General features: G+C 72.6%; 26 protein-coding genes. 12 read left to right on the forward strand and 14 right to left on the reverse strand.

Annotated elements, in window-relative coordinates; all coding sequences use genetic code 11:
- A partial coding sequence (locus AB0881_RS38475) for a hypothetical protein (protein ID WP_366625385.1) occupies positions 1-1,166 on the forward strand: 1,166 nt, incomplete at its 5' end.
- A complete protein-coding gene (locus AB0881_RS38480; protein ID WP_366625387.1) occupies positions 1,163-2,521 on the forward strand; it encodes a M48 family metallopeptidase in 1,359 nt (452 codons plus the stop codon). The genes AB0881_RS38475 and AB0881_RS38480, both read left to right, overlap by 4 nt.
- Here AB0881_RS38480 and AB0881_RS38485 read toward each other — a convergent pair.
- The 4 genes from AB0881_RS38485 to coxB all read right to left on the reverse strand — a co-directional run bounded on the left by AB0881_RS38485 (position 2,518) and on the right by coxB (position 6,939).
- Positions 2,518-3,873 carry an Ig-like domain-containing protein gene (locus AB0881_RS38485; protein WP_366625389.1) on the reverse strand — a complete coding sequence of 452 codons (1,356 nt, stop codon included), beginning with the start codon at positions 3,871-3,873 and terminating at the stop codon, positions 2,518-2,520. The genes AB0881_RS38480 and AB0881_RS38485 overlap by 4 nt on opposite strands.
- A 183-nt stretch (positions 3,874-4,056) precedes the next feature.
- Entirely contained in the window at positions 4,057-4,467 is a 411-nt protein-coding gene (locus tag AB0881_RS38490; RefSeq protein WP_366625391.1) for a cytochrome c oxidase subunit 4, read from the reverse strand.
- A gap of 4 nt (positions 4,468-4,471) precedes the next feature.
- Entirely contained in the window at positions 4,472-6,148 is a 1,677-nt protein-coding gene (gene ctaD / locus AB0881_RS38495; protein WP_366625393.1) for a cytochrome c oxidase subunit I, read from the reverse strand.
- The gene (gene coxB, locus AB0881_RS38500) at positions 6,145-6,939 is read right to left on the reverse strand and encodes a cytochrome c oxidase subunit II (RefSeq protein ID WP_366625394.1); all 795 of its coding nucleotides are present in this window, start codon (positions 6,937-6,939) and stop codon (positions 6,145-6,147) included. Before coxB ends, ctaD begins: the two co-directional genes overlap by 4 nt.
- 164 nt (positions 6,940-7,103) lie before the next feature.
- Here coxB and AB0881_RS38505 point away from each other — a divergent pair, with 164 nt between their 5' ends.
- Together AB0881_RS38505 and AB0881_RS38510 are read left to right on the forward strand one after the other, a co-directional pair.
- Complete coding sequence (locus tag AB0881_RS38505) at positions 7,104-8,261, forward strand: cysteine desulfurase family protein (RefSeq protein WP_366625396.1); 1,158 nt, start codon at positions 7,104-7,106, stop codon at positions 8,259-8,261.
- 160 nt (positions 8,262-8,421) lie between these two features.
- Positions 8,422-8,643, forward strand: a complete 222-nt coding sequence (locus AB0881_RS38510; RefSeq protein WP_366625431.1) for a sulfurtransferase TusA family protein — start codon at positions 8,422-8,424, stop codon at positions 8,641-8,643.
- Between the two features lie 40 nt (positions 8,644-8,683).
- Here AB0881_RS38510 and AB0881_RS38515 read toward each other — a convergent pair whose 3' ends face one another.
- Positions 8,684-9,670 carry a carbohydrate kinase family protein gene (locus tag AB0881_RS38515; RefSeq protein ID WP_366625397.1) on the reverse strand — a complete coding sequence of 329 codons (987 nt, stop codon included), beginning with the start codon at positions 9,668-9,670 and terminating at the stop codon, positions 8,684-8,686.
- A gap of 173 nt (positions 9,671-9,843) precedes the next feature.
- On the reverse strand, positions 9,844-10,206 hold the full coding sequence (locus AB0881_RS38520) for an iron-sulfur cluster assembly accessory protein (protein WP_366625399.1): 363 nt from the start codon (positions 10,204-10,206) through the stop codon (positions 9,844-9,846).
- Between the two features lie 233 nt (positions 10,207-10,439).
- Between AB0881_RS38520 and nadA the strand changes: the two genes are divergently transcribed.
- Positions 10,440-11,594, forward strand: coding sequence for a quinolinate synthase NadA (nadA, locus tag AB0881_RS38525; protein WP_366625401.1), 1,155 nt, complete (start codon positions 10,440-10,442; stop codon positions 11,592-11,594).
- A gap of 19 nt (positions 11,595-11,613) precedes the next feature.
- On the opposite strand, the gene AB0881_RS38530 is transcribed toward nadA, so the two are convergent.
- The 4 genes from AB0881_RS38530 to AB0881_RS38545 form a co-directional block, all read right to left on the reverse strand.
- Positions 11,614-12,183: a hypothetical protein gene (locus tag AB0881_RS38530; RefSeq protein WP_366625403.1), complete on the reverse strand. Its 570-nt coding sequence runs from the start codon at positions 12,181-12,183 to the stop codon at positions 11,614-11,616.
- 1 nt (position 12,184) lies between these two features.
- A complete protein-coding gene (htpX, locus tag AB0881_RS38535; RefSeq protein WP_366625404.1) occupies positions 12,185-13,096 on the reverse strand; it encodes a zinc metalloprotease HtpX in 912 nt (303 codons plus the stop codon).
- A gap of 123 nt (positions 13,097-13,219) precedes the next feature.
- Entirely contained in the window at positions 13,220-13,498 is a 279-nt protein-coding gene (locus tag AB0881_RS38540; protein ID WP_366625406.1) for a hypothetical protein, read from the reverse strand.
- Entirely contained in the window at positions 13,495-14,304 is an 810-nt protein-coding gene (locus tag AB0881_RS38545) for a PspA/IM30 family protein (RefSeq protein ID WP_366625408.1), read from the reverse strand. Before AB0881_RS38545 ends, AB0881_RS38540 begins: the two co-directional genes overlap by 4 nt.
- Before the next feature lie 133 nt (positions 14,305-14,437).
- Between AB0881_RS38545 and AB0881_RS38550 the strand changes: the two genes are divergently transcribed.
- Both AB0881_RS38550 and AB0881_RS38555 read left to right on the forward strand, forming a co-directional pair.
- Entirely contained in the window at positions 14,438-15,034 is a 597-nt protein-coding gene (locus tag AB0881_RS38550; RefSeq protein ID WP_366625410.1) for a DUF3043 domain-containing protein, read from the forward strand.
- 74 nt (positions 15,035-15,108) lie between these two features.
- Entirely contained in the window at positions 15,109-16,110 is a 1,002-nt protein-coding gene (locus tag AB0881_RS38555) for an aldo/keto reductase family protein (RefSeq protein ID WP_366625412.1), read from the forward strand.
- A 97-nt stretch (positions 16,111-16,207) separates the two neighbouring features.
- On the opposite strand, the gene AB0881_RS38560 is transcribed toward AB0881_RS38555, so the two are convergent.
- Together AB0881_RS38560 and AB0881_RS38565 are read right to left on the reverse strand one after the other, a co-directional pair.
- Entirely contained in the window at positions 16,208-16,390 is a 183-nt protein-coding gene (locus tag AB0881_RS38560; protein ID WP_366625414.1) for a hypothetical protein, read from the reverse strand.
- Between the two features lie 59 nt (positions 16,391-16,449).
- Positions 16,450-17,151, reverse strand: coding sequence for a thioredoxin domain-containing protein (locus tag AB0881_RS38565; RefSeq protein ID WP_366625415.1), 702 nt, complete (start codon positions 17,149-17,151; stop codon positions 16,450-16,452).
- Between the two features lie 242 nt (positions 17,152-17,393).
- Here AB0881_RS38565 and AB0881_RS38570 point away from each other — a divergent pair, with 242 nt between their 5' ends.
- Positions 17,394-18,323, forward strand: coding sequence for a bifunctional adenosylcobinamide kinase/adenosylcobinamide-phosphate guanylyltransferase (locus tag AB0881_RS38570; protein ID WP_366625417.1), 930 nt, complete (start codon positions 17,394-17,396; stop codon positions 18,321-18,323).
- Entirely contained in the window at positions 18,320-19,066 is a 747-nt protein-coding gene (locus AB0881_RS38575; protein WP_366625419.1) for an adenosylcobinamide-GDP ribazoletransferase, read from the forward strand. The genes AB0881_RS38570 and AB0881_RS38575 overlap by 4 nt, the downstream gene beginning before the upstream one ends.
- Before the next feature lie 5 nt (positions 19,067-19,071).
- On the opposite strand, the gene AB0881_RS38580 is transcribed toward AB0881_RS38575, so the two are convergent.
- Positions 19,072-20,067 (reverse strand): DUF1648 domain-containing protein, encoded by a 996-nt coding sequence (locus AB0881_RS38580; RefSeq protein WP_366625421.1) that lies wholly within the window; start codon positions 20,065-20,067, stop codon positions 19,072-19,074.
- Positions 20,068-20,069: 2 nt separating this feature from the next.
- Positions 20,070-20,411, reverse strand: a complete 342-nt coding sequence (locus AB0881_RS38585) for a GntR family transcriptional regulator (protein WP_366625423.1) — start codon at positions 20,409-20,411, stop codon at positions 20,070-20,072.
- 140 nt (positions 20,412-20,551) lie between these two features.
- Here AB0881_RS38585 and AB0881_RS38590 point away from each other — a divergent pair, with 140 nt between their 5' ends.
- The 3 genes from AB0881_RS38590 to AB0881_RS38600 form a co-directional block, all read left to right on the forward strand.
- Complete coding sequence (locus tag AB0881_RS38590; protein ID WP_366625425.1) at positions 20,552-22,045, forward strand: leucyl aminopeptidase; 1,494 nt, start codon at positions 20,552-20,554, stop codon at positions 22,043-22,045.
- Positions 22,046-22,159: 114 nt separating this feature from the next.
- Positions 22,160-23,551, forward strand: coding sequence for a dihydrolipoyl dehydrogenase (gene lpdA, locus AB0881_RS38595; RefSeq protein ID WP_366625427.1), 1,392 nt, complete (start codon positions 22,160-22,162; stop codon positions 23,549-23,551).
- A 46-nt stretch (positions 23,552-23,597) separates the two neighbouring features.
- Positions 23,598-23,931 (forward strand): biotin/lipoyl-containing protein (locus AB0881_RS38600; protein WP_366625429.1); only part of this gene is annotated, 334 nt, incomplete at its 3' end.

Raw genomic sequence — 23,931 nt, forward strand, 5'->3', positions numbered from 1 at the left:
CGCGCACCGGCGGCCCCGCGCCCGGCCCCGCCGCGACGGCCGCCGCCCACGTCGGGCCCCCCGACAGGCGGGCCGTCGAGACCGTCCTGGCCAACCGCGAGCGCGCCGTACGCGACCGCGACCGGACGGCCTTCCTCGCCACGGTCGCCGCCGCCCCGGCCGGGTACCGGCGGGCGCAGGCCGTGATGTTCGACAACCTGCTCAAGCTGCCCCTGGAGGGGTGGCGGGAACGCTTCACCAGGGTCGCGTCCACGGCGGGCGGCGCCGCTCTCGTCCAGGTGGACCTGCGCTACCGGCTGCGCGGCCACGACGAGGCGCCGCTGACCCGGACCCGGCACCTGGCCTTCGCGCCGCGCGGCGGCGGCTGGGTCATCACCGGGGACGGCACGGGCCGCGGCCTGGCCGACGACGCCGAGATCTGGGGCGGCGGCCCGATCACCGTGGTCAGGGGCCGTTCCGTGCTCGTCGCCGGCGACGGCCCCGGCCTGGAGGAGATCGCGCGCCGCCTGGACGCGGCGGTGCCCGCCGTGAACGCGGTCGCCGGGCCGCTCGCGAAGAAGGGCTGGGAGCGCCGCGCCGTCGCGCTCGTCCCGGCCGGCACGGCGCGGGCCGCGGCGCTGGCGGGCGGCGGCGGCGAGCTGACCGGGATCGCCGCGCTCGCGACCACCATGCCCGCCGCCGGGGGCGGCGCCGCCGACCGCGTCGTCATCGCCCCGGACGCCTTCGGCCGCCTCAACGCCCTCGGCCGCGACGTCGTGCTGACCCACGAGCTCACCCACGTCGCCACCGGCGGCGCCCGCGACGGCCGCACCCCGCTGTGGCTGATCGAGGGCTTCGCCGACTACGCCGGCTACAAGGGCCGGAAGGTGGGCGTGCGCTCGGCCGCCCGCGAGCTGCGCGGCGAGGTCGCCGCCGGGCGGCTGCCCGCCGCGCTCCCCGGCCGCGCCGCCTTCGAGGGCGGCTCGGACCGGCTCGCGCAGTCGTACCAGGAGGCCTGGCTGGCCTGCCGCATGATCGCCGAGCGGTACGGTGAGGCGACCCTCGTCCGGCTCTACCGGGCCGCCGGCCGCGGCTCCCAGGACGCCGCCCTGCGCGCCGTCCTGGGCCTGGGCACGGCCGCCTTCACCGCCGCGTGGCGCGACTACCTGCGGGAGGAACTGCGATGACCGACCGGCGCTCCAGGACGGCGGCCGCGATCGCCGCCGCGGTGCTGTTCGCCGCCGTGGGCGCCGTGCTGGCCCTCACCACCCCGTGGAACCCGCTGGAGGGCGACGTGCCCGGCGGCTCCGCCCCGGTGGATCCGGCGCGCGACTTCGGCGCCTCGGAGATCGCGCGGTCCCGCGCGTTCGACGCCGCGCTCGCGCCGCGCGCGTACACCAGCCTCGTGGTCGGGCTCGCCGTGGTCCTGGTGCTCGGGCTCACCCCGCTGGGCGCCCGGTTCGTCTCCTGGGCCACCGCGCGGGTACGGCGCCGCACGCTCCGGGTGGCGGCGGCCGCGGTCGCGCTGACGACGGTCGTCCACCTGGCCGGGCTGCCGTTCGGGGTGTGGGGCGAGGCCATCCTGCGCGACTACGGGCTGTCCACGCAGACCTGGCCGGAGTGGCTGCTGGACGAGGCCAAGTCGCTCGTCCTCACCTGGGTGATCTGGACGATCGCGCTCGTGCTGCTCTACTGGCTGCTGCGCCGCTTCCCCAGGTACTGGTGGACGGGCGCGGCGGCCGGCGGCTTCGCGCTGGTCGTGGCGGTCTCGTTCCTCTACCCGGTGGTGTTCGAGCCGGTCTTCAACCGGTTCCACTCGCTGCCGCGCGGCGAGCTGCGCACGAGCCTGCTGGCGATGGCCGAGCGCGACGGCGTGCCGGTGAAGGACGTGCTCGTCGCGGACGCCTCGCGGCGCACCACCGCGCTCAACGCCTACGTGTCCGGGTTCGGCTCCACCCGCCGCATCGTGGTGTACGACACGCTGCTGAAGTCCACTCCGCGGGCCCGGGTCGAGACGATCGTGGCGCACGAGCTGGGCCACGCCAAGAACGCGGACGTACTCTACGGGACGCTGATCGGCGCCCTGGGCGTCTCCGGCGCCGTCTGCCTGCTCCACCTGCTGCTGGGCTCTCCGCGGCTGCTGCGGCGCGCTGGCGTCCGTACGGACACCGACACGGACGCGGACGCGGCCACGGACGGCGGTGAGGGTGCGAGCGGCGGGGGCGCCGCCGACCCGCGCTCGGTGGCGCTGGTGCTCGCCCTGGTCACGGTGGCGATGCAGATCGGCGGTCCCGTGCAGAACCTCATCAGCCGCCGGATCGAGGCCCGCGCGGACGCCCACGCCCTGAACCTCACCCGCGACCCGGTCACGTTCGTGTCGATGCAGCACGAGCTGTCGGTGCGCAACATCTCCGACGTCGATCCGGACATCGTCGAGCGGGTCCTGTGGATGAGCCACCCGTCGGGCCCCGAGCGGATCGCCATGGCGCGCGACTGGGCGCGCCTGCACCGCGTACCGGAACCGCCCCCGCTGCGCCCCTAGGCGGCCGGCAGCGGGACCGAGCCGCTCGGCCCGATCTTGTGGCTCTGCTTGAGCGCGCTGCCCTTCACCCAGTCCTTCCAGGACAGCTGCCAGTAGCCCCAGCCGTTCGTGGGCTCCAGCTCCCGCTTGCTGCCGGTCACCTCGTACGGGTCGCCGCGATGCGAGAAGTTGTAGAACCACTTCGCGTGCGACGGGCTGATGTTGATGCAGCCGTGGCTGACGTTCGCGTTGCCCTGCGAGCCGACCGACCACGGCGCGCTGTGCACGTACTCGCCGCTGTTGGAGATGCGGACCGCGTTGTAGACCGTCAGGCTGTAGTAGCCGGGCGAGCCGGGCCCGATCCCCTCCCACCCGGACGTCATCGTCACCGGGCTGCCCTTGTCCATCGTGAGGTGGACGCCGTTGGTGGTGGTGTACTTGCGGACGCCGCCCTTGCCCATGCTGACCGGCACCTTGCGGACGACCTTGCCGTTCTTCTTCACCACCATCTGGTGGGTGTTCTCGCTCGCCGTGCTGATGCGCGAGTCGCCGACCCGGAACCGCAGCGACTGGTCCTTGGTCCCGTACACGCCCTTGGCCCCCTGCACGCCGGCGAGGTGCGCGTTCAGCGTCACGTCGGTGTGCGCGGGCCAGTACTCCTTGGGACGGAACACCACGGACGGGCCGGGGTAGTCCTCGTCGAACCAGTGCCAGGCGCCCTCGACCGGCTTGCTCGACCGGACCTCCAGCGCCCGCTCGACCGCCGCCTTGTCGGTGATCTCCCGCTTGAAGCGCAGGATGATGGGCATCCCGACGCCCACGGTCTCCTTGTCGTACGGAGCCTCCAGCTGCGTCGCCAGCTCCTTCTCCGCCTTCGCGGTGGTGAACCGGGTGCTGACCGTGCGGGTCCGCCCGTCCAGCCCGATCGCCGTCGCGTGCACCGTGTACGCGGTGCCGGGCGCGAGCGTCCACCGCGAGCGCCACTGGGTCCGCGCGGCGTTCAGCGACCCCTCGACCGCCTTCCCGCCCGCCGCCTGTGCCGCGCTCTCGTCGGCGTTCCCGTCCGCGCCTGCGGCCGCGCCCGTGTCCGCGTCCTTCGTCGCGTCCTTGGCCGCGCCGGCCTCCTCGGTGACGGTCACGTTCGCGATCGTCCCCCGCTCCGCCTGGACGGCGACGGGAGCGTCCGGCCGCTGCTCGCCCGAACCGCCCGCCGGGCTCACCGCCAGGCTCACCGAGCCGCCGCCGGCCGCCGTCGTCGCGTCCGAGGCGCACCCCGCCGCCAGCCCCGTTCCCGCCGCCACGGTCGCGCCGAGCAGCGCCGCTCCGGCGCGCCGGCCCCGTCCGGCCGTTCCTCCTGTGCAACCGAACCGCACGTCGTCCCCCCGCTCGTCGTGAGATCCACGGAAGGTGCGCCCGGCCCTCTGACACCGGCCGTCGAGTACGACCTGTTCTGTACACACACAGTCTGTTGTGCCGTACAAAGACGCACCTCATCCGAAAGGGCCGGTACCCGGGAAATTCCCTGGTACCGGCCCTCTGGGGGTTCTTTTACCCAATCAGTGGGCGAAATGGCCCCGGTAGTACTCGAAGACCATTCCGATGGTGGACATGATCGCGGCGAACGTACCGAGGATCACCATCCACCAGCCGAAGACCACGCCCAGCGCGATCAGCGCGGCCGACAGCGCCACGAACAGCGGCCACCAGCTGTGCGGGCTGAAGAAGCCCAGCTCGCCGGCCGCGGCCGAGATGTCGCCCTCGGGGTCGTCCTCGTACAGCGGCCCGGAGTTGGCCTTCTCCAGCCGGCGGATCGTGAAGTGGATGTAGAACCCGATCAGGCCCGCCAGGCCGACCGACAGGGCCAGCGCGGTCGTGCCGGTCCAGTCCTTCGACCACAGCCAGTAGACGACGTCGGTGGCGAGGAAGAACACCGCGCACCCGTAGAACATGAACGCCTGTACGCGCATCGCCCTAGCCCTTCTTCACCGTCGACCCGGCGAGCTCGCCCTTGGCACCGACGTGCGGGTGGTGCAGGTCGAACGCCGGCCGCTCGGAACGGATCCGCGGGATCGAGTTGAAGTTGTGCCGCGGCGGCGGGCACGACGTCGCCCACTCCAGGGACGCGCCGTACCCCCACGGGTCGTCGACCTCGACGCGCTTGCCCTTCTTCCACGTGATGTACACGTTGTAGAAGAACGGGAGCATCGAGACGCCGAGCAGGAACGCGAACACCGTCGACACCTGGTTCATGCCGGTGAACTCGCTGGCGTAGTCGGAGTACCGGCGCGGCATGCCCGCGGCGCCCAGCCAGTGCTGGATCAGGAACGTGCCGTGGAAGCCGATGAACAGCATCCAGAAGTGCACCTTGCCGAGCCGGTCGTTCAGCATCTTGCCGGTCCACTTGGGCCACCAGAAGTAGAAGCCCGCGAACATCGCGAACACCACCGTGCCGAACACGACGTAGTGGAAGTGCGCCACCACGAAGTAGGAGTCCGACAGCTGGAAGTCCATCGGCGGGGAGGCCAGGATGACGCCGGTCAGGCCGCCGAACAGGAACGTGACCAGGAAGCCGATCGACCAGAGCATGGGCGACTCGAACGTGAGTTGCCCTCTCCATATCGTTCCGACCCAGTTGAAGAACTTGACCCCTGTCGGCACCGCGATCAGGAACGTCATGAACGAGAAGAACGGCAGCAGCACCTGGCCGGTGACGAACATGTGGTGCGCCCACACGGTGATCGACAGGCCGGCGATCGAGATGGTCGCGAACACCAGGCCGATGTAGCCGAAGACCGGCTTGCGGCTGAACACCGGGAGGATCTCGGTCACGATGCCGAAGAAGGGCAGCGCGATGATGTACACCTCTGGATGCCCGAAGAACCAGAAGAGGTGCTGCCACAGCAGCGCGCCGCCGTGCGCCGCGTCGAAGACGTGGGCGCCGAGCTTGCGGTCGGCTTCCAGGGCCAGCAGCGCGGCCGCCAGGACCGGGAACGCCAGCAGGACCAGGATCGAGGTCAGCAGGATGTTCCAGGTGAAGATCGGCATCCGGAACATCGTCATGCCCGGGGCGCGCATGCACAGGATCGTGGTGATGAAGTTGACCGCGCCCATGATGGTGCCGAAGCCCGACATGGCCAGGCCCATCACCCACATGTCGCCGCCGACGCCCGGGGAGCGGACCGCGTCCGACAGCGGGGCGTAGGCGAACCAGCCGAAGCTGGCGGCGCCGCCCGGCGTCAGGAAGCCGGCGATAACGATGATGCTGCCGAACAGGAACAGCCAGTACGCCAGCATGTTCATCCGCGGGAACGCCACGTCGGGCGCGCCGATCTGCAGCGGCATGATGACGTTGGCGAAGCCGGCGAACAGCGGCGTCGCGAACATCAGCAGCATGATCGTGCCGTGCATGGTGAACATCTGGTTGAACTGCTCGTTGCTCACCACCTGCAGGCCGGGCTTGTACAGCTCCAGCCGCATGACCAGCGCGAGCACGCCGCCGATCAGGAACATGATGAACGAGGTGATCAGGTACAGGTAACCGATCACCTTGTGGTCGGTGGACGACATCCAGGAGGCGATGATGCGCCCCTTGCTCGTCCGCGCCCCGGCAACCTTCAGGCTGCCCGGAGCCTCACTGACCGTGGTCATCGGGCACCTCCCGCCGCCTTGGCCTTCGCGTCGGCGAGCCACTTGTTGTAGTCGGCCTCGGAGACGACCTTCAGCTGGAACAGCATCCGGCTGTGGTCGACGCCGCAGAGCTCGGCGCAGCGGCCCTCATAAGTGCCGAGCTTGCGCGCCGTGAACTCGAACTCGTTGGTGTAGCCCGGCATGACGTCCTTCTTGTAGAGGAGCGCCGGCACCCAGAACGAGTGGATGACGTCGTTGGCGTGCAGCCGGACGCGCACCGTCTTGTTCGCCGGGATCGTCATGACCGGCTTGGCGCCAGAGACCACGTTGGGGTCGACCGGAGTACCGACGACCGAGGCGACGGTCTTCTCCTGGCCGGAGGCGTCCTTCTCCCGGTAGTCGAACTGCCAGCTCCACTGGAAGCCGGTCACGTCGACGACGACCGCGGGATCCTTGGTCACCTTCTCGACGTAGTTCTGGTCGCGGGCGGTGAAGTAGAACAGCACGCCGATGATGACGAACGGGACCGCGGTGTACAGGATCTCGATCGGCATGTTGTAGCGCACCTGCGGCGGCAGGTCATCGGAGCGCTTGCGGTGGAACAGCACCGCCCAGATGATCAGGCCCCAGACCACGGCGCCCACGGCGAACGCCGCGATCCAGGAACCCTGCCACAGCGTCAGCATGCGCTCGGCCTGGTCGCTGATCGGCTCGGGCATGCCGAGGCGCTTCACCTCACCGCTGCACGCGGTGGCGGTCAGCGCCAGCAGGCCCAGCGCGCCGGCGCTCGTCAATGCGCGGCGACCGCGCACAGGCGTACGCCGCTCCCTAGAGCGGGTCGGACTCACGGATTGCCTTCCCCACGGATTGAAAGCCCGGTCTGCCGGGCGGTGAGATCAGTTGTTACTCGTGTGGAGGACACATTAGCGCGAGGGTGCCGCACACCCCCGATCGGGTGCCCGGTTAGAGTCTGAGCGTGGCCGATCGCAGCACCCCGGGCGCCTACTTCGACGCCGCGTCCACCGAGCCGCTCCACCCCGCCGGGCGCACGGCGCTGGTCGGCGCGCTCGACGCCGGCTGGGCCGACCCCGCGCGGCTGTACGGTTCCGCGCGCGGCGCCCGCGTGCTGCTGGACGAGGCCCGCGCGCGGGTGGCGGAGGTCCTGCGGGTCCGCTCCGACGAGGTGTCGTTCACGAGCTCGGGCACGCAGGCGGTGCATCTGGGCGTCCTCGGGGCGCTGCGCGCCCGGCGGCGCGTCGGGGCCCATCTGGTCGTGAGCGCGGTCGAGCACTCCAGCGTCCTGCACGCCGCCGAGGCGCACGAGCGCGACGGCGGCACGGTCACCACGGTCCCCGTCGACCGGCACGGCCGCGTCGACCCCGCCGCGTTCGCCGCCGCGCTGCGTCCCGACACCGCCCTCGCCTGCCTCCAGTCGGCCAACCACGAGGTCGGAACGCTCCAGCCGGTCGCCGAGGCGGCCGAGGCGTGCCGCGCCGCGCGGGTGCCGCTGCTGGTGGACGCCGCCCAGTCGGCCGGCCGGGTGGACGTGCCGGGCGGCTGGTCGCTGCTGACCGCCAGCGCGCACAAGTGGGGCGGGCCGCCCGGCGTGGGCGTGCTCGTGATCCGCAAGGGCACCCGGTGGCGCTCCCCGCTGCCCGAGGACGAGCGGGAGGGGCGCCGCGTCCCGGGCTTCGAGAACGTTCCCGCGATCTTCGCCGCGGCGGCGGCGCTCGCCGCGTACCGCGACGAGATGGCCGCCGACGCGCCGCGGCTGTCGGCGCTGGTCGACCGGATCCGCGCGGAGGTCCCCCGCCGCGTCCCCGACGTCGAGGTGGTCGGCGACCCGGTACGGCGGCTGCCGCACCTGGTCACCTTCTCCTGCCTGTACGTGGAGGGCGAGGCCCTGCTGACGGAACTGGACAGGTCGGGTTTCGCGGTTTCGTCCGGCAGCTCCTGCACGGCGGATACGCTGCGTCCCAGTCACGTCCTCGAGGCGATGGGAGTGATTACCCATGGGAACGTCCGGGTATCGCTGCCGCGTGGCGCGAATCCGACCGACGTCGACCGCTTCCTCGCCGTGCTCCCCGGCACCGTCGCCCGGCTGCGGCGGACCGCGGGGGTGAGCGCACCATGAGCCCCACGATCACGACGCCAGGAAGGCGGGCGCGCCCATGAGGTTCCGAGGCCGTGCGAAGACGGGCTCCCACCGCGCCGGCGCGCCGGTCCCCGCGGCCGCGCCCGCCCAGGAGCGCCCCGCCCCGCCCGGGCCCGCCGCGGCGGGCGGGCCGCCGCCGGTGCTGGTCATCGACGCGCTGGGCCGCAAGTGCCCGATCCCGATCATCCTGCTGGCCGAGCGGATCCGGGAGATCCCGGTCGGCGAGGTCGTCGCCGTGCTGGCCGACGACGTGGCCGCCCGCACCGACGTGCCCGCCTGGTGCCGCATGAAGTCCCAGGACTTCGTCCGCGAAGAGCCCCTCTCCCAGGGCTGGGCCTTCCACATCCGCAGAACGTACTGACCGCGGCGCCCGGCACCGCGGCCAGTACGACTCGGGCGGGTCAGGCGTCGGGGCAGGTGATGTGGGGGGCGACCTCGGCGGCGGAGGCGGCGCCGTAGACCTCGGTGAGGCGGTCCAGGAAGGCCTGCTTGCCGAGGCGGTACTCCTGGGGGCCGGCCGACTCCAGGACGTTGGCGGCGATGATGTTGCCGACCTGGGCGGCGCGCTCCAGGGACAGGCCCCAGGCGACCGCCGACAGGAAGCCGGCGCGGAACGCGTCGCCGCCGCCGGTCGGGTCGACGACCTTGGCGACCTTCGCGGCCGGGACGTGCAGGCCTTGCTCGCCCTTGCGGTCGATGACGACGCCCTTGGCGCCGAGGGTGGTGACGCGGACGGCGACGCGGTCCAGGATCTCCGCGTCGGTCCAGCCGGTCTTCTCCTCGCAGAGCGCCTTCTCGTACTCGTTGGTGAACAGGTACGCGGCGCCGTCGATGAGCTTGCGGACCTCGGTGCCGTCCATCCGGGCGAGCTGCTGGGACGGGTCGGCGGCGAAGGCGTAGCCCCGGGTGCGGCACTCCTCGGTGTGCCGGACCATGGCCTCGGGGTCGTTGGCGCCGATCAGGACCAGGTCGAGGCCGCCGACGCGGTCGGCGACGGGGCTCAGCTCGATCTGGCCGGCCTCGCTCATCGCGCCCGCGTAGAACGTGGCGATCTGGTTCTGGTCCTGGTCGGTGGTGCACAGGAAGCGGGCGGTGTGGTGGAGCTCGGAGACGCGCACCGAGGCGGTGTCGACGCCGTGCCGCTCCAGCCAGGAGCGGTAGTCGGCGAAGTCGTCGCCCACCGAGCCGACCAGGATGGACTCCGTCCCGAGGCTGCCCATCCCGAAGCAGATGTTGGCGGCGATCCCGCCCCGGCGGATCTCCAGCTCGTCCACCAGGAAGGACAGTGAGACCCGATCGAGCTGATCGGGGATGAGCTGGTCGGCGAACCGGCCGGGGAAGGTCATCAGATGATCGGTCGCGATGGAGCCTGTCACGGCGATGCGCACGGCGTCGCTCTCCTTGCTGAGGTCGTCCGGCTGTGTGTCCGGCTGTCGTACAACCCGGAAAGCCTACTTGCCATCGCACCACGGGACCCAGCCGCCGCCACAACCCCCGGGCGGGACGGGAACATGACGAAGGCGGCCCGGGCACCCGGCCCGGACCGCCTCGTCGCGCGGCTCTAGTTGAAGGAGTCGCCGCAGGCGCAGGAGCCCGACGCGTTGGGGTTGTCGATCGTGAAGCCCTGCTTCTCGATCGAGTCCACGAAGTCGATCGTGGCGCCGGTCAGGTAGGGGGCGCTCATCCGGTCGACCCGGACGCTGAGCCCGTCGAAGTCCTGGATCTGGTCGCCGTCCATCTCGCGCTCGTCGAAGAACAGCTGGTAGATCAGGCCCGAGCAGCCGCCGGGCTGCACGGCGACACGCAGGGCGAGATCGTCCCGGCCCTCCTGCTCGAGCAGGCCCTTGGCCTTCTCAGCGGCGGCGTCGGTGAGGATGACGCCCTGCTGCGTGGTCTCCTGCGTGGTCGTCTCGCCTGCCGTCATGTGGTTCAGCTCCCGGGTCTCGCTGCGCCGCCGGAGCGGCGTTCCGTCGCATGTCGTCGAGGACGCCGTGCGCCTCTTCTGTAGGCCAACGTACCTCGGAATGAGGCCATTCCCCGTTCCGGGCAGTGTTTCACACGCCCCGGCGGGGGCCCTGCCGGGAAGCCCGGTGTTCCCGGTGTGCGATGATTAGTCGTCAAAGCGACGATAAGCCCCGTCGCAGGAGGGAGACTCCCGTGACCACCCCTGTGCGTGACCTTCCACTGCTGTTCCTGGGCGAGGGGTCCGACCCGGCCAGCGAGCGCGGCGTGGACTGCCCGGGCGAGCTGCCGCCCGCCTCGGACCCGGACCTGGTGGAACGGGCCGCCGCCGCCAAGGCGGCGCTCGGCGACCAGGTGTTCGTCCTGGGGCACCACTACCAGCGCGACGAGGTCATCCGGTTCGCGGACGTGACCGGCGACTCGTTCAAGCTCGCCCAGCAGGCCGCGGCCCGCCCCGAGGCGCCCTACGTGGTGTTCTGCGGGGTGCACTTCATGGCCGAGTCGGCCGACATCCTCACCGCGCCCCACCAGCAGGTGATCCTCCCCGACCTCGCGGCCGGCTGCTCGATGGCCGACATGGCCACGTTCGACCAGGTGGAGGAGTGCTGGGAGGTGCTGGAGGACGCCGGGATCGCCGACGACGTGGTCCCCGTCACCTACATGAACTCCTCCGCCGACATCAAGGCGTTCGTCGGCCGCCACGGCGGTACGGTCTGCACGTCCTCCAACGCCAAGCGGGCGCTGGACTGGGCGTACTCCAAGGGCAAGAAGGTGCTGTTCCTGCCCGACCAGCACCTCGGGCGCAACACCGCCGTGCTGGAGATGGGGTTCGCGCTGGACGACTGCGTCGTCTACAGCCCGCACCGGCCGGAGGGCGGCCTGTCCCAGCGACAGCTGCGCGACGCGAAGATGATCCTGTGGCGGGGGCACTGCTCGGTGCACGGCCGCTTCAGCAAGGAGTCCGTGGACGACGTGCGCGCCCGGGTCCCCGGCGTGAACGTGCTGGTCCACCCGGAGTGCCGGCACGAGGTGGTGCTGGGCGCCGACCAGATCGGGTCGACCGAGTACATCATCAAGACCATCGAGGCGGCCCCGTCCGGCTCCGCGTGGGCCGTGGGCACCGAGCTGAACCTGGTGCGGCGGCTGGCGAACGCGCACCCGGACAAGAACGTGATGTTCCTCGACAAGACCGTGTGCTACTGCTCGACGATGAACCGCATCGACCTGCCGCACCTGGTCCGGTCGCTGGAGACGCTCGCCGCCGGCGAGGTCGTCAACCGCATCGAGGTGGAGGAGGAGACGGCGCGCCACGCCCGCGCCGCCCTCGACCAGATGCTCGCCCTGCCGTAGGGGCGGCGCCCCCGGGCGGTCACAGCCCGGGGGCGCCCCAGACGGGGAACCAGCGGCTCAGCTCGTCCTCGAACGGCAGGTCGGCGCCTATCGCACCGCGCACCTGGAGTTCCAGCGCGTTGTCGCGGCGTTCGCCCGGCAGCGGCGCGAACGGGTAGAACGTGCCGCGCTTGTAGAGGTAGACCAGTCCCAGCCGCCGCCCGTCCGGCCCGCGGAACCCGGCCAGCGAGCACAGCAGGTGCGGGCCGAATCCGTGGGACTCCAGGGTGGAGTTCACCGCGTGCAGGTCGGTGACCACGGCGGGCAGGTCGGACGGGTCCTGCCGGGTCAGCAGCCAGGTGTAGCCGTAGGAGTCCTCGCTCAGCTCGACCGCGGGGCCCTCGTCGGCGTCCAGCAGCTCCTGGACGTCGCGCTGCAGCCGGGCGAACGCGCCGCCCTCGGCGGCCCGGAAGCACACCGAGCCGAGCCCGGTGGGCGTGAACCCGGTCGCCGCCTCCAGCGTCACCGCGGCCGTGGACAGCCCGAACAGCCGGTCGAGGTCGGGCTTGACGGGTTTGGAGCGGCCGAGCAGCGTGTCCAGGAACCCCACGTCACACTCCCCTGCTGAGCTGCCCGGAGATCTTCTCCAGCTGCGCCAGCCGCTTCTCCAGCGGCGGGTGCGTGGAGAACAGCGAGGAGACGCTGAACCCCTTGCTGAACGCGGGCGCGAAGAAGAACGCGTTGAACGGCTCGGCGGCGCGCAGGTCCCGCGTCGGGATCCGCGCCATCTCGCCGGAGATCTTGGTCAGCGCGCCGGCCAGCGCCGACGGGCGCCCGGTCAGCAGCGCCGCGGCCCGGTCGGCCGACAGCTCCCGGTAGCGCGACAGCGCGCGGGTGAGCAGGAAGCTCACCGCGTACGCCACCGCGCTGACGAGGATCACCGCGAGCAGCACCAAGCCGGTGTTCTGGTCGCGCCGGTTGAAGCCGCCGAAGAACCCCGCCTGGATGCCGATCCGGGTGAGGAGGCCGGCGACGACGCCCAGGAACGAGGCGATCGTCATGACCGCCACGTCCCGGTGGGCGACGTGCGCCATCTCGTGCGCGAGCACGCCCTCCAGCTCCACCGCGTCCAGCCGCCGCAGCAGGCCGGTGGTGACGCAGACGACGGCCTTCTTCTGGTTGCGGCCGGTGGCGAACGCGTTCGGCACGTCGGTGTCGGCGACCGCGACGCGCGGCTTGGGGGCGTCCGACATCGCGCACACGCGGTCGACGATGCCGTGCAGCTCGGGCATCTGCTGCGGCGTGACCTCCCGGCCGCGCATGGCGAACAGCGTCAGCCGGTCGGAGAAGAAGTACTGCGCCAGCAGCATCCCCGCCGCCACCACCAGCGCGACCAGCCCCCAGCTGGGCGCGATCACATAGAACGCCGTCACGAAGACCACGTAGACGAGCCCCAGCAGGAACATCGTCACGAGCATGCGCGACGTGAGCCCCCGATCCGAGGCGTAGCGCGTGCGTGCCATCCGGACCCCCCTCACCGGCACTGCTTCCCGGTTCTCCCGTAACAACGCGCGAGAACCGGTGTTTGTGCCTGTGAGGGCCTGTGACCTGTGGGGTACGCGCCCCATCCGGGGCCGGCGCGGGGCTCAGTCGGGGATCAGGCCCTCGTCCCCCAGCATCTTCCTGACCTCGTCCATGGCCGCGTCGGCGGGGGGCAGGATCAGCTCCGACGGCTCCAGGCTGTCCTCGGGCAGCGCCTTGCCCACGGTGCGCGCCTTGTCGAGCAGGCCGTGCAGCGCCCCGCGGAACCGCGCCTCGTCGCCGGACTCGATCGCCTCCTCCAGGAGGTCGTCCAGCTCGCCGAGCGCGGTCAGATCATCGGGGGCGATGTCCAGCTGCCCCTCGCCCATGATCCGCACGATCATTGCGCACCGCCGGGCTGCTGCGGCCACTGCTTGGCCTGCGGGGCGTCCACGCCCTGCTCCTGCTGGGCGCCGCCCGGGGTGCCCTGGTTGAGCTCCTTGGGCGCCGGGCCCTGGCCGAGTTCGGCCTTGAGGCGCTCCAGCTCCAGGTCGACGCCGGGACCCGAGCCCATCCGGTCGAGCTCGGCCTGGATGTCGTCCTTGGGCCCGGAGAAGTCCTCCAGCGCGCCCGAGGCCAGCAGCTCGTCGATGGCGCCCGCGCGGGCCTTCATGTTCTCGGTCTTCTCCTCGGCGCGCTGGATCGCCAGACCCACGTCGCCCATCTCCTCGGAGATGCCGGTGAACGCCTCGTTGATCTTGGTCTGCGCCTCGGCGGCGGTGTACGTCGCCTTGATCGTCTCCTTGCGGGTGCGGAAGGAGTCGACCTTGGCCTGCAGCCGCTGGGAGGCGAGCGTCAGCTTCTCCTCCTCGCCCTGCAACTGCTGGTACTGCGCGCGCAGGTCGCCGAGCTGGGAGTCCAGCCCGGCCCGCCGGGTCAGCGCCTCGCGGGCCAGGTCCTCCCGGCCCACCTGCAGCGCCTTCTTCCCCTGGTCGGTCAGCTTGTTCTGCTGCGACTCCAGCTGGTTGATCTGCAGCTCGAGACGCTTGCGCGAGGTGGCGACGTCGGCGACACCCCGACGGACCTTCTGCAGCATCTCCAGCTGGCGCTGGTAGGAATAGTCCAGGGTCTCGCGGGGATCCTCCATGCGGTCCAGCGCCTTGTTCGCCTTGGACTTGAAGATCATCGACATTCGCTTCATCACGCTCATCGCGCGGCGCCGGTCCCTTCGTGTGCTGTGCTCAGTCACAAACTGGGCTCAATGACCACTGCTGGGGTTCTTATCACCCTACGCGTTAACGCGCGAGGCAGCCACGATGTTCGCAGCCGGTAGGCTGATCCCTGTGTTCCGACGTCGTACCCAGGAAGCCCCCGAAGATCCTCCTCAGGTCGTAAAGCCGGGAGGAAAGGGCCGTCCCACGCCTAAGCGGGCGGAGGCCGAGAAGCGCCGCCGCCAGCCGATCACGGCCCCGTCCAACCGCAAGGAAGCGTACAAGCGCGTCCGCGAGAAGCAGGCGGCCGAGCGGGTCAAGGCCCGCGAGGGCATGGCCAAGGGCGACGAGCGGTACCTCCTCAAGCGCGACAAGGGCCCGGTGCGCCGGTTCGCCCGCGACTACGTCGACGCGCGCCGCACGGTCGGCTCGTACCTGATGTACGGGATGTTCGCGATCGTCGCGCTCAGCCTCCTCCCGCTGACCGCCGCCAAGCTCGCGGTGCTGTTCGCGCCGCCGGTGCTGCTGGCCGTGGTGTTCATCGAGGGCATCATGATCAGCCGCGGCGTCAAGAAGCAGGCCGCCCTGCGCTACCCCGATGAGGACGCCAAGGGCGTCGGCCTGTACGCGGCGATGCGCGCCATGCAGATCCGCCGCCTCCGCGTCCCGTCGCCGCAGGTGAAGGTCGGCGAGAAGGACAAGGTGGGCGGCGAGCCCGCCGCCAAGTAGCCGGCCGGCCGGTCCCGCCCGGCGTCCGGAGCACGCGCCGCGGCGCCCGATCATGTCCGGTTAGGGTCGGGCGCATGGAGTTCAGAAATCTTGGCCGCAGCGGCCTCAAGGTCAGCGAGATCTCGTACGGCAACTGGCTCACCCATGGTTCGCAGGTCGAGGAGGACGCCGCGCGCGAGTGCGTGCGGGCGGCCCTGGACGAGGGCGTCACCACGTTCGACACCGCCGACGTCTACGCCGGGACGCGCGCCGAGGAGGTCCTCGGCCGGGCGCTGGAGGGGCAGCGCCGCGAGGGCCTGGAGATCTTCACCAAGGTCTACTGGCCGACCGGCCCCGGCCCGAACGACCGGGGTCTGTCGCGCAAGCACATCTTCGAGTCGATCCACGGTTCGCTGCGCCGGCTGCGCACCGACTACGTGGACCTCTACCAGGCCCACCGTTTCGACTACGAGACCCCCTTGGAGGAGACCCTCCGCGCCTTCGACGACCTGGTGCGGCAGGGCAAGGTCCTGTACGTCGGCGTCTCGGAGTGGCGCGCCGAGGAGATCGAGCGCGCCCTGAAGATCGCCGACGAGATGGGCTTCGACCGGATCGTCTCCAGCCAGCCGCAGTACTCCATGCTCTGGCGGGTGATCGAGGAGGAGGTCGTCCCGCTGAGCGAGCGGGAGGGCATCGGGCAGATCGTCTGGTCCCCGATCGCGCAGGGCGTGCTGACCGGCAAGTACGAGCCGGGACAGCCGCTGCCGGAGGGGTCGCGCGCCACCGACGACAAGGGCGGCGCCGACATGATCAAGCGCTACCTGAACGACGACCTGCTCACCCGCGTGCAGGAGCTGCGGCCGGTGGCCGCCGACCTGGGGCTCAGCATGGCCCAGCTGGCGGTCGCGTGGGTCCTGCAGAACCCGAACGTCTCCTCGGCCATCGTGGGCGCCTCCCGCCCCGAGCAGGTCCGCGACAACGTCAAGGCCGCCGGGGTCAAGCTGGACGCGGACGTGCTGAAGAAGATCGACGACATCCTCGGCCCGGTCGTCATCCGGGACCCGGGCAAGACCAGGTCGCCCGAGCGCCGTCCCTGACGCCCGTTCCGGACGCCCGTCCCGAGAGGCACGGGCCGGAACGGGGCGGGCCGCCGGTACGGCGCGTACCGGCGGCCCGCCCGTTCCGGGACGCGCGTCACTCCGGATCGTGCAGGCTCATCGGCCCGTAGACGGCGCGGTCGCCGTCCAGGAGCGTCACCTGGTCGATGCCTTCCTCCCGGAGCCCGCGCCAGTTCTCTCCCAGCCACGTCTCGGCGTCGGCCTGCGTGGTGAAGGTCTCCTCCGCCACCCCGGCCTGCCGCCCGTCGGACTTCTCCAAACGCCAGCTCCACGCCATCGCGCTCGCCTCCTGCCTCTCCGCGGTGAGACTAGTACCGATCAGGCGGCGCTCTCGATCGCCGCGCGGAGCTGCTCCGCCGTGCCCGTCCGGCTCCGGTCGACCTCCTGGCCGTCGATCCGCACGGACGGGGTGCCGGAGACTCCGGCGGCGACGTAGGCGCGGCTGGCCGCCAGCACGGCCGGGGCGCGGTGCTGCTCGCGCACGCAGGTCTTGAACGCCTCGTCGGTCACGCCGAGCGGCGCCGCGTACGAGATCAGGTCGTCGATCGCGTACCCCTCCGTGTGCTCGCTCGCCGGCTGGTGGGCGTACAGCGCGTCCTGGTACGCCAGCCAGCGGGCGCCGTCGCCCAGGCAGCGCATCGCCGAGGCGGCGCGCAGGGAGTTGGAGTACATCGGCTCGGTGCCCTTGGCGAACACCACCATCGGCCGGAAGACGACCTTGGCCTTCCCGGCGACGGCCAGCTCCTTGAGCATGGGGTCGATCATGCGGTCGAAGTTGCCGCAGGGCGGGCAGGCGAAGTCCTCGTACACCTCGACCAGCGGCCGCTCGACGCCCGGGCGGGTCATGGTCAGGCTGCCGTCGGTGCCGGGCCGCGCCTCGGCGCCGCCGTGGATCTCGCCGGCCTGGAGCCGCTCGGGCGGTACGTCGCCGCCGCCCTCGCCGTCCTCCCGGGTGAGCAGGACGACGCCCGCGACCGCGACCAGCAGGACCACGAGCCCGGCGGCGGCCAGCCCGATCACCAGTCCCGCGCTCCCCTTCTTCCGGGGCGGCGGAGGCGGCCCGGGAGGCACCCAGGGCCCCGGCCCTCCGTGCGGCGGCCCGGGCGGGCCAGGGGGTCCGGGCGGGCCCGGGGGTTGCGACCACGGCGTGTTCGGAGGGTTCCCCACCGTGCCTCCTGCTTCTGCGTCTCGTGCTGCTCGGTGTCTCGCGGGGGTCCAGATTGTCACGGACCCGCTGGTGAATGCCTATTGTTACGGACGCCATGAACATCGAGCTCCCCGGAACCGCGGGTCCCGCCGGCTGGCCCGCCGCCGACTGCCACTGCGCCTCGTGCGCCCGGCTGCGCGCCGCCGGGGTGCGGTACGAGCCGTTCAGCGCCCTGATCGACGGCGTGCCCCTCGCCGGCTGCCCGCAGGAGGCCGTCCCCGGCGGGCGCGACGTGCGGGCCCCATCCGGCGGGCGAATCCTCGTCGCCGAGCCGGGTGGGCGGCCCGAGCCGCGGGGGGTGTACGACGCCGTGTTCCTGGACCCGGCCGTCCCCGATCATCTGGGGCGGCTCCGCGACCTGGGCGCCGTGCGGCCGGACACCCGGGTCGTCCCCGTCCACCTGGACCACCGCCTCCGCTCCCCCGAGGAGCTGGAACGGCGCCTGTCCCACTGGCTCGACCCCGTGCCGGGGCCCCACCGCACCCTGCTGCTGGGCGGGACGCGGTCCGGCAAGTCGGCCGAGGCGGAGCTGCGCCTGGCGGCCTGCCCGGACGTCACCTACCTCGCGACGAGCGCCCCGCGCGACGACGCCGAGTGGAGCGCCCGCGTCGAGGCCCACCGGCGGCGGCGCCCGTCGTGGTGGCGGACGGTCGAGACGACCGCCCTGCCCGAGGCCCTGGAATCGGCCGCCGGCGCCGTGCTCGTCGACGGGATCGGCACCTGGCTGACGGCCGCGATCGACGAGGCGGGCGCGTGGGACGCCCCGCACGCGATCCTCCCGCGCCTGGACGAGCTGATCGGCGCCTGGCGGCGCACCCCCGCCCGCGTGGTCGCGGTCAGCGACGAGGTCGGGCTGTCGCTCGTCCCCACGACCGCGTCCGGCCGCGCGTTCCGCGACCTGCTCGGCCTCCTGAACCAGCGGCTGGCGGCCGAGTCGGAGGAGGCGGCGCTGGTCGTGGCCGGCCGGGTGGTGGGGCTCCCGTGATCGCCGGGCTCCGGCTGTCGGTCTCGCTGCTGACGATCGTCCCCGTCCGGGCCGCCGACACCGGGCGCCCGGCGGCCCGGCAGGCGATGCTGCTCGCGCCGGCGACCGGCCTGATCGCCGGCGCCGCGGCGGCCGTCCCCCTGCTGCTCGGGCCGGCGGGGCTGGACCCGCTCCCCCGCGCCGTGCTCGCCGTCGCCGCGCTGGCGCTGATCACCCGCGCCCTGCACCTGGACGGCCTGGCCGACCTGGCCGACGGCCTCGGCAGCGCCCGCCCCGCCGCCGAGGCCCTCGCGATCATGAAGCGGTCCGACATCGGCCCGTTCGGCGTGGTGACCCTGCTGCTCGCCCTGCTCCTCCAGGTCGCCGCCCTCGCGAGCACCCCGGACGCGGCCGCCGCGGTCATGATCGCGGCGGTGGCCGGCCGGCTGGCGCTCCCCTGGGCCTGCCGTTCCGGGGTCCCGTCGGCCCGTCCCGGCGGCCTGGGCGCCCTGGTCGCCGGAACGATCTCCACCCGGGCCGCCCTGGCCACGACCGCCCCGGTCCTCCTGGCCGCCGCCCTGACCGGCGCGGTCACCGATCTGGGCACCGTGCGCGCCGCCCTCGCGGTCTCGGCGGCCCTGCTGGTGGCGCACCTGATGCTCCGCCACGCCGTCCGCCGCCTGGGGGGCGTGACCGGCGACGTCTTCGGCGCCCTGGTGGAACTGGCGGCGACCGCGGCCCTGCTGGTGCTGTCCACCGCCTGACCCGGTCAGGCGGCGGTCTCGCGGTCCCGCAGGGAGTTGATGAGGGCGGCGCCGCGCTCGGCGTCGTCCACGCTCACCGCGAACCGGGCGTCCCGGCCGTGCTGGACGACCAGGCACTCGCCCTTGCGCAGCATCACCGTGGTGCCCTTGCCGCTGAGGCGGTAGCCCCAGCCGCCGACCTCGGCCGGGCGGCGCTCCTCCGCCCACGCCGAGGTGATCGCCTCCAGCGGGATGCGGCGGACCGGACGGCCGAGCGGCCCGAACCCGACGGCGAGGCCGCGGGCGTTCACGGTCACCCGCGCCGAGGAGAGCGTGAGCCCCACCAGCCCGATCAGGGCCACGCCGGCCAGTGGCCCGGCCAACGGGCCGCCCGGCGTCAGCGGCTCGGGCAGCAGCAGCGCCAGCAGCGCGCCGAGCGCGCCCCCCGCCGCGAGCAGGGCGCCGAGGGCGAACGCCCAGCGGGAGCGCACGTACCCGATCCAGACCGGGCGCTGCCCCGGCCGCGCCCGCACGCCGAGCCGGGGCTCCCCGCCGGGCGGCGGGTCGGCGCGGTCGGAGCCGGTGCCGCCGATCAGCCAGCCGATGAGCGCGAGCACGGCGGCGCCGGCGAGGACCAGCGCGAGCGGGCCGGGACCGACCTCGCCGGCCTCGCGGTAGGTGGCGCGGTCGAGGTTGGCGCGCAGGGACGTGGCGATCATGCCCGCGGTGACGCCGGCGCCGAACGCCAGCGTCGCGCCGTACATGGCGCGGGCCCTGCGGCGCTCCCACCCGGACACTCCGGTCGCGGCGGCCGCCGCGCAGAAGACCAGCCAGGTCGCGGCGCACACCAGGAGCCAGGTGGTGAACGACGAGTGCCCGTCCGGGGCGCCGGAGCCGTTCCAGTGGCTCGCCAGCGGATCGGGCAGGCGGTCCCGCAGCGCCAGCGGCGCGATCGGGATCACCGCCGTACCCGCCAGGGCGGCGGTTCCGGTGACGAGGAACAGGGACCGTCGCGAGGCCATGCTCACACTCCTTCGATCATCGAGACCAGCTCGGCGCGGGTGACGCCCAGGCGCTCGGCGTCGGCGACGAGCTGGCGGACACGTTCGGCCAGCTCCCCCGACTCGGGGCCGGCCGCGACCCGGATGCCCCGGCCGCGGCGGAAGTCGAGCAGCCCCTCGTCGCGGAGCCGCCGTAACGCCCGCAGGACGGTGTTGGGGTTGACCTCCAGGGCGGCGGCCAGCTCGCGGGCGGGCGGCACCCGCTCGCCCGGCGCGCACTCGCCGGTGGCGATGGCGCGCCGGATCGCCGCGGCCACCTGCTCGTGCAGGGGGCGGGCGTCGTCGTCGTTCAGGCGCAAGAGCATGGTGCTAATGACAATAGCACCATTAGCGCCATTTCCGGCGGGCGGTGCCGGTCACAGGGCCGTCCCGTACGGCGTTGCGGGAGGTAAGGCTTGATCCAAAAGGGCGAAACCGGTCAGCCGGAGGACTAACATCGGGCTACGTGACGAGCATCAGCCTGGACAGCGCAGACCCAGCAGTTCTCGACGTCGACGCGATCATCATCGGCGTCGCCCCCGCCGCCTCCGGAGACGGTTCCGGCACGGGCACCGAGCCCCGCCCGCGCGACGCGGCGGACCTCGACCGGGCGCTCGGCGGCCGGCTCGCCGCCGCGCTGGCCGCGCTCGGCGCCACCGGCAAGGCCGGCGAGGTCACCAAGCTGCCGACGCTGGGCGCCGTCCCCGCCGCCGTCGTGGTGGCGGTCGGGCTGGGCGAGTCCCCCGACGCCGAGGGGCTGCGCCGCGCGGCCGGCGCCGGCGTGCGGGCGCTGGCCGGCACCGGCCGGGTCGCCGTCGCGCTGCCCGCCTCCTCCGCCGAGGAGGTCGAGGCCGTCGCGCTGGGCGCGCTGCTCGGCAACTACAGCTTCGGCACGTACCGCACCGGCGAGCGCAAGGAGCCGGTCGCGGAGATCACCGTCCTCGCCGGCGGGGACGACGCCCCGCTCGACCGCGCCCGGACGCTGGCCGAGTCGGTCGCGCTGGTCCGCGACCTGGTCAACACCCCGCCGTCCGACCTGGTCCCAGAGGACCTGGCCGGGCACGCCGAGGCCGTCGCCGCCGAGACCGGGCTGGCCATCGAGGTGCTGGACGAGAAGGCGCTGGTCGAGGGCGGGTACGGCGGCATCGCCGGCGTCGGGCAGGGCTCGGTCAACCCGCCCCGCCTGGTGCGGCTCGCCTACTCCCACCCCGAGGCCGCCAAGACCCTCGCCCTGGTCGGCAAGGGCATCACGTTCGACTCCGGCGGCCTCTCGCTGAAGCCCGCCGAGGCCATGGACTGGATGAAGTCCGACATGGGCGGCGCCGCCGCCGTGCTCGGCGCCATGCGCGCCATCGCAAGGCTGGCCCCCAAGGTGAACGTGGTCGGCTACCTCGCCATCGCCGAGAACATGCCCAGCGGCACCGCGCAGCGCCCGTCCGACGTGCTGCGCATCTACGGCGGCAAGACCGTCGAGGTCCTCAACACCGACGCCGAGGGCCGGCTCGTGCTGGCCGACGCGCTCGTCCGGTCCGGCGAGGACTCCCCCGACCTGATCGTGGACGTGGCCACGCTGACCGGCGCCCAGCTGGTCGCGCTCGGCACCCGGACCACCGGAGTCATGGCCAACGACGACGGCGTCCGTGAGAAGGTGGTGGCGGCGGCCGGCCGCGCCGGAGAGCAGTCCTGGGGCATGCCGCTGCCGGCGGAACTGCGCAAGGGGCTCGACTCCGCGGTGGCCGACATCGCCAACATCAGCGGCGAGCGCTGGGGCGGCATGCTGGTCGCGGGCGTGTTCCTGCAGGAGTTCGTGCCCGACGGCGTCCGCTGGGCGCACCTCGACATCGCCGGCCCCGCGTTCAACAAGGGCGAGCCGTACGGCTACACCCCCAAGGGCGGCACCGGCGCCGCGGCGCGTACGTTGGTGCAGATCGCCGAGGATCTCGCGGCCGGGATTCTCTGACGTCCCGCGGGTGTTGACCCGGGCGGGAGTATGGAGGGGTTCCCCGGAACCGTCCGGGGCACCATGGAAGTCCGGGGCGCGCGAGCGCGAAGACGGGGAAAGAGGGAGCGTCCAGTGGCCAACAGCGGCCCCTACGACATCGTGGTCCTAGGTGGTGGCAGCGGCGGGTACGCGTGCGCGCTGAGGGCGGCCGAGCTCGGCCGCTCGGTGGCGCTGATCGAGCGCGACGTGCTCGGCGGCACCTGCCTCAACCGGGGATGCATTCCCACCAAGGCACTGCTGCACGCGGCCGAGGTGGCCGACCAGACCCGCGAGGCCGCGAAGTTCGGGATCCGGGCGAGCTTCGACGGCATCGACGTCGCGGGCGTCAACGCATACAAGGACAAGGTCGTCACCGGCACCGTCAAGGGGCTGACCGGCCTGATCAAGTCCAAGGGCATCGAGGTCGTCGAGGGCGACGGCCGCCTCGCCGGCCCCGACTCCGTGACCGTCACCGCCGCCGACGGCTCCACCCGCACGGTCGAGGGCGCGCATTTGGTGCTGGCCACCGGGTCGCGGCCCAAGAGCCTGCCCGGGCTGGAGATCGACGGCGAGCGGATCATCTCCAGCGACCACGCGCTGAGGCTGGAGCACGTGCCGGGCTCCGTCGTCATCCTCGGCGGCGGCGTCATCGGCGTGGAGTTCGCCAGCGTCTGGCGCTCGTTCGGCGCCGAGGTCACCATCGTCGAGGCGCTGCCGCACCTGCTGCCGCTGGAGGAGGAGTCCAGCTCCAAGCGGCTGGAGCGCGCGTTCCGCAAGCGCGGCATCAAGTTCGAGCTCGGCACCCGCTTCCAGGAGGCCAAGACGACGCAGGGCGGCGTCGCGGTCACCCTGGAGAACGGGCGGACGATCGACGCCGAGCTGCTGCTGGTCGCGGTCGGCCGCGGCCCGGTGTCGGACGGCATCGGCCTGGAGGAGGCCGGCGTCGAGACCGAGCGCGGCTTCGTCAAGGTCGACGAGTTCTGCCGGACGAACGTCCCCACGATCTCGGCGGTCGGCGACCTGATCCCGACCCTCCAGCTGGCGCACGCCGGCTTCGCCGAGGGCATCCTGGTGGCCGAGCGGCTCGGCGGGCTGAGCCCGGCGCCGATCGACTACGACGGCGTGCCGCGCATCACCTACTCCGACCCCGAGGTCGCCTCGGTGGGCATCACCTCCGCCGCCGCCCGGGCCCGCGGCCAGGAGATCAACGAGGTCACGTACGATCTGGCCGGGAACCCCAAGAGCAAGATCCTGGGAACCCAGGGCGAGGTCAAGGTGATCGCGGCCGTGGACGGGCCCGTCCTCGGCGTCCACATCGTGGGCGCCCGCGCGGGCGAGCTCATCACCGAGGGCCAGCTCATCTACAACTGGGAGGCGCTCCCCGCCGAGGTCGCCCAGCTGATCCACCCCCACCCGACACAGTCCGAGGCGGTCGGCGAGGCGCACCTGGCTCTCGCCGGCAAGCCACTGCACGTGCACGGCTGAACGCCGGCACCGAGATACACCACTCTCTAAGGAGTCGCTGAGAGCCATGCCGGTCTCCGTCACCATGCCCCAGCTCGGCGAGAGCGTCACCGAGGGCACCGTCACCCGCTGGCTGAAGAAGGAGGGTGAGCACGTCGAGACCGACGAGCCGCTTCTCGAAGTGTCGACCGACAAGGTCGACACCGAGATCCCCTCCCCCGCCTCGGGCATCCTGACCAGCATCAAGGTCGCCGAGGACGAGACCGTCGAGGTCGGCGCCGAGCTGGCGACCATCGGGGAGGGCGGCGAGGCGGCTCAGGCCCCGGCCGCTCCGCAGCAGCAGGAGGAGGCGGCGGCCCCGGCGCAGCCCGAGCCGGCCCCGCAGGAGCGGGCCGAGCAGC

It is taken from the genome of Spirillospora sp. NPDC029432 (genome assembly GCF_040703975.1).
Classification (GTDB): domain Bacteria; phylum Actinomycetota; class Actinomycetes; order Streptosporangiales; family Streptosporangiaceae; genus Spirillospora.